We start from the raw sequence: 5,249 nt of genomic DNA, 5'->3' as shown, positions 1-5,249 counted from the left end.
GCGGTTGGCCGCGCCCGCGCCGGTCGCGGTCAGGAGCGGGATCAGGCCGGTCACCATCGCGGCCGTCGTCATCAGGATCGGCCGCAGGCGGATGCGGGCCGACATTTCGATGGCTGAGCGGCGGTCGAGCCGTTCGTTGACCTGGAGCTCGTTGGCGAACTCCACCATCAGGATGCCGTGCTTGGTGATCAGGCCGACCAAGGTGAGCAGACCGACCTGGGTGTAGATGTTCATGGTCGCCGCGCCGAAGAACAGCGGGATCAAGGCGCCGACGATCGCCATCGGCACCGAGATCATGATCACCAGCGGGTCGCGCAGACTCTCGAACTGCGCGGCGAGCACCAGGAAGATGATGATCAGCGCGAAGCCGAAGGTGATCGCGAGCTGATTGCCTTCCTGCACGTATTGCCGGGAGTCGGCCAGGTAGTCGTGGCTGAAGCCCTGCGGCAGCTTCTTCGCCTCGCCCTCCAGGAAGTCCACCGCCGCACCGACGGTCACGCCCGGCATCGGCACGGCCGAGAACGTCGCCGAATTGAGCTGGTTGAAGTGAGTCAGCGAATTCGGGTCGGTCTTGGTTTCGATGGACACCAGGGTCGACAGCGGAAGCTGCTGGCCGGTATTGGTCGTCACGTAGTAGCCGCCGAGCGATTCCGGCGACAGCCGCTTGGCACGCGGCACCTGCGGAATCACCTGGTAGGACCGGCCCTCGAGATTGAAGCGGTTGATGTAGTTGCCGCCGAGCAGCACCGCGAGCGTAGCGCCGAGGTTCTGCATGTTGACGCCAAGATCCTGCGCCTTGGTGCGGTCGATCGTCACCTTCACGTTCGGCTGGTTGTAGGCGAGGTCGCTGTCGGAGACGATGAACATGCCGCTCTTGCGCGCGGCGTCCTTCAGCTTCTCCATCTGCTCATAGACCGTCTGGAAGCCGGCGGTGGAATTGATCACCATCTGGATCGGGAGGCCGCCCGGCCCGCCCGGGAGCGGCGGCAGGTTGAACGCGAAGGCCTGGACGCCCTCGATCTTGGAGAGCTCGGCCTGCACCAGCGGCTTCAGCTGGATCGACGAGCGCTTGCGCTCGTCCCACGGCTTGAGCAGCATGCCGGCGATGCCGCCCTGCGGGCCGTTGATGCCGTTCAGCACGAAGCGCAGATCGGTCTCGGGGAATTTCGCGAATTCCTTGTCGAGCTTGTCGCCGTAGAAATCGAGATAATCGATGTTGGCGTATTTCGGGGCCTTGGTCACGGCGAACACGATGCCCTGGTCTTCCTCGGGCGCCAGCTCCTTGGAGGTGTGCATATAGAGGAAGCCGACGAGGCCGAGGATCGTCACCGCGAACAGGCCGGTGACGGCCTTGTAGTCGAGCGAGCGATCGAGCCTGCGCCCGTACCAGCGCGTCATCGCACCGAACACCCGGTTCACGAGCTTGGCGAAGCGGCCTTCTTCGGCGTTCTTCAGCAGCACCGAGCACATCATCGGCGACAGCGTCAGCGCGATAATGCCCGACACGATCACCGAGCCCGCGAGGGTGAAAGCGAATTCGCGGAACAAAGAGCCGGTGAGACCACCAAGGAAGCCGATCGGCGCGTACACCGCGGCCAGCGTGATGGTCATCGAAATGACGGGGCCCACGATTTCGCGCGCGCCTTGTAGTGAGGCCTGAACCGGTGTCTTGCCCTCCTCGAGGTGGCGATGGATGTTCTCCACCACGACGATAGCGTCGTCGACGACGAGGCCGATCGCCAGCACCATCGCGAGCAGCGTCAGCAGGTTGAAGCTGAAGCCCAGCGCCAGCATCAGGGTGCAGACGCCGATCATCGACAGCGGAATGGTGACCACGGGAATGATGACCGACCGCAGCGAGGCCAGGAACAGGAAGATGACCACGATCACGATGATCACGGCTTCGCCGAGCGTCTTCTCGACCTCGTCGATCGAGGACTGGATGAACTTGGTCGAGTCGTAGGCCACCTTCATCTTCATCGATGGCGGCAGATTGCGCTCGAGCTCGGGGAACAGCGCGCGTACGCCCTTCACCAGCGTCAGCGGGTTGCCCTGCGGCGTTGCCTGCACGCCGATGAAGATCGCGTGCTCGCCGTTGAAGGCAACACTGGCGTCCGTGCTCTGGGCGGCAAGCTCGACGGTGGCGATGTCCTCCATCCGCACGAAGCCGCCGTCCTTGGCCTTGACGATCATCTTCTTGAACTGGTTGACGTCGGTGAGGCCGGTATTCGTCGAGACGTTCGAGACGATGAGATAGCCCTTGGTCTGGCCCGCCGCGGACTGGAAGTTGTTGGCGGTGATTGCCGCGGCGACGTCGGCCGGCGACACGTTGCGGCCGGCCATCTTCACGGGATCGAGCCACAGACGCATCGCGAAAGTCTGGCCGCCGAGAATGTCGGCCGAGGCGACGCCGTCGACGGTCGATAGCACCGGCTGCACCACGCGCGTCAGATAGTCGGAGATCGCCGAACCGGACAGCTCCTCGGACGAGAAGCCGAGATACATCACCGCGGTGGTCTGGCCCGTGGTCTTGGTGACGATCGGATCGTTGGATTCCTTCGGGATCAGGTATTTGACCGAATTGGTCTTCGCCAGCACCTCGGTGAGCGCCTGGTTCGGATCGAAGTTCAGCTTGATGTAGACCTGGATCGTCGAGGTGCCGAGCACCGAGGACGAGGTGATGTAGTCGACACCCTCGGCTGAGGCGACGGCCTGCTCGATCGGCGTAGTGATGAAGCCCTGGATCAGGTCTGCGGACGCGCCGGGATAGACGGTCGTGATATTGATGACCGTGTTCGACAGCTTCGGATATTGCCGGATCGGCAGCACCATCGCCGCGCGCAGGCCGATCAGAAGGATCAACAGGCTGACGACGACCGACAGAACCGGGCGCTTGATGAAAATATCGGTAAAGGCCATCGCGGCGATCTCGATTTCTTTGTCTCAAGATGCGTGATCCGGCCGGGCCGGATCACGCGAGGATGTTGTCAGTAGCGCGGCGGCTGCGCCGGGATCTGCGGGGCCGGGTCGGTCGAAATCGCGACCGGCGCGCCCGATTGCAGCTTGAGCTGGCCGACGGCGACGACCTTGTCGCCCGCCTTGAGGCCCTTGACGATCTCGACACGGCCTTCGACCCGGTTGCCGGTCTGCACGAAGGTGCGTACCGCCGAGAGGCTGGTCTTGCCGTCCGCCTCCTTCTTCTCGGCGATCACGAACACCGAGTCGCCGTAAAGCGTATAGTCGACCGCCGTCTCAGGCACGGTGATCACGGCCGGTTTGTCCGGCAGCACCACCGTGGTGGTCACGAACATGCCGGGCTTGAGGATCTTCTCCGGATTGGCGATCGTCGCCTGCACGCGGATGTTGCGGGTGTCGGCCGCGATCTGCGGCTCGATCGTGGTGATCTTGCCCTCGAAGGTGCGGCCCGGATAGGCGTCGACCTTGAGCCGGACGGTCTGGCCGACCTTGAGGCTGCCGGAATCCTTTTCCGTCACCGTGAAGTTGGCCCACAGCTCCGACAGATCGGTCAGCGACACGATCGCCGTACCTGCCGTCAGATATTGGCCGACCTCGACCTTGCGCATGCCGAGATCGCCGGAGAACGGCGCGCGCACCAGCTTTTGCGAGATCAACGCTTCGGTCTTGGCGATGCCGGCCATTGCCTGGTCGTAGGCGGCCTGCGCGGTATCGACGGTCGCCTGCGGACCGAACTGGCGCGCGGCGAGTTGCTTGGCGCGATCGAGCGACAGCTGCGCGACGGTCGCCTGCGCCTTGTAGTTGGCGAGGTCGCCCTGCTCCGGCGCGTCGAACAACTGCACCAGCGGCGTGCCGGCCTCGACACGCATACCCGGCTCGAACTTGATCTCGGTGACGCGGCCGTTGACGTCGGCACTGACGTCGACCTGATGCACGGCGACAAGGCTGCCGACCGCGGTGAGCAGGTTCGGCACCACCTCGGATTTGGCCTCGGCCGCGCTGACGGCGGTCGGCGGCGGCTTGTTGTTGGCGAAGAACTGCTTGATCATCTGGCCGCGGAAATAATTGAACCAGACGAGGCCACCGACGAGCGCGGCCAGAAGCGTGCCGATGATGATGAACCAAAGCACCGGCCGGACCGGACGCTTGGGAGCCTTGTCGATCGGTTCGCCCGAAATCTTGTGTTCGGTTACGATGTTCATGTCATGCACTTTCTGCAATCGCCGCCTCGCCGGCATCCGCGGCCTGATTGCGGCCCAGATGCGAAGCAATTGCGGCGTCGTTAAGTCCGATACCCCTCAGGAGAAACTCACACAGCTGCCGCTCCAGATCGTTCGCCTTGCCGTAAGCGAGACAAGGCGTGGCCGGCAGCCTGGTCAGCGCCGCGGTCATCACCGAGTGATGCGCGAACCAGAACAGATTGAGCGGCTCGCCAACGCACGGCCGCGCGTCACCGCTCGCAATCGCGCGCTCGAGCGAGGTGACGAAGACAGCCCCGATCAGCGTCTCGATCTTGGCATATAGCAACCGGGCGAATTCGCCATCATCCAGGTGGCTGGTGACCATCAGCCGCAGGCGCTGCGCCTCTTCCTGGTCGGGCCCGTCCGCGACCGCGAGGAAATGCTGAACCATGCCGCGGATCACTTCGACCAGCGTGGCGGTCGACGGCTCGCGTTCGAGCAGTTCCATCAGGGCCGGGTCCGCCTCGCATTCGTCGCTGAGGATCTCGGCATACAGCGCCGCCTTGGAGGGGAAATGCTTGAACAGCAGCGCCTCGGAAATGGCAGCGGCGGCCGCCACGCTCTTCGTCGTGGTGCCGGTATAGCCGTGTCGGGCAAAGCAGCGTTTCGCGGCACCGAGGATCAATTGACGCCTCAGGTCGCTCGTCATACGCAATGAGCTCATGCGGGGTGAGTAAGCACTCACCCACGCAGAAGTCAAGCACTATGTTGCATCGCAACCTGAATGCGTTGCAAATTCAGGGGAAATTTGCCCCGCCACCCGGCCTGCGTGCAGGGTGAACCCGTCTTGCGAGCCGCGGCGGGCTAGATCGGCTGGAAGCCGAGCTCACCGCGGATCCGGTTGAGGATGTAAGTCCCATCCCGGCTTGGCAGGATCCGCTCCAGGCTGGCGCCGTCGATCTTCACATTGGCAAAGCGCGGCCCGGCCGAGACGTCGTGGACGGCTTTGGCGAAGGCCTCGACCTCGGCCATGGTCGTGACAGCCCGGCTATCCCTGATGCCGCAGGCCCTGGCGACGCCGACGAGATCGGC

Annotated in this window: 3 protein-coding genes and 1 pseudogene; all 4 read right to left on the bottom strand. The window is 64.0% G+C overall.

What is annotated here, in order from left to right:
• Nucleotides 1–2,919, bottom strand: a 2,919-nt coding sequence (locus IC50_RS24300) for an efflux RND transporter permease subunit (RefSeq protein ID WP_035710638.1), incomplete at its 3' end; no start/stop codon positions are given.
• A 68-nt stretch (nt 2,920–2,987) separates the two neighbouring features.
• On the bottom strand, nt 2,988–4,178 hold the full coding sequence (locus IC50_RS24295; RefSeq protein WP_035710635.1) for an efflux RND transporter periplasmic adaptor subunit: 1,191 nt from the start codon (nt 4,176–4,178) through the stop codon (nt 2,988–2,990).
• A 1-nt stretch (nt 4,179) separates the two neighbouring features.
• On the bottom strand, nt 4,180–4,866 hold the full coding sequence (locus tag IC50_RS24290; RefSeq protein ID WP_035710633.1) for a helix-turn-helix domain-containing protein: 687 nt from the start codon (nt 4,864–4,866) through the stop codon (nt 4,180–4,182).
• Between the two features lie 155 nt (nt 4,867–5,021).
• Nucleotides 5,022–5,249 (bottom strand): annotated as a pseudogene (locus IC50_RS24285) (thiamine pyrophosphate-dependent enzyme); the annotation flags it as partial.

It is taken from the genome of Bradyrhizobium genomosp. I (2014) (assembly GCF_000261685.1).
Lineage (GTDB): Bacteria > Pseudomonadota > Alphaproteobacteria > Rhizobiales > Xanthobacteraceae > Bradyrhizobium.
This window is presented reverse-complemented; position numbering and strand designations above follow the sequence as displayed.

Excerpts from the sequence above, each read along its gene's own strand:
- IC50_RS24290 (WP_035710633.1), bottom strand. The coding sequence starts at position 4,866 with ATGACGAGCGACCTGAGGCGTCAATTGATCCTCGGTGCCGCGAAACGC.
- IC50_RS24295 (WP_035710635.1), bottom strand. The coding sequence starts at position 4,178 with ATGAACATCGTAACCGAACACAAGATTTCGGGCGAACCGATCGACAAG.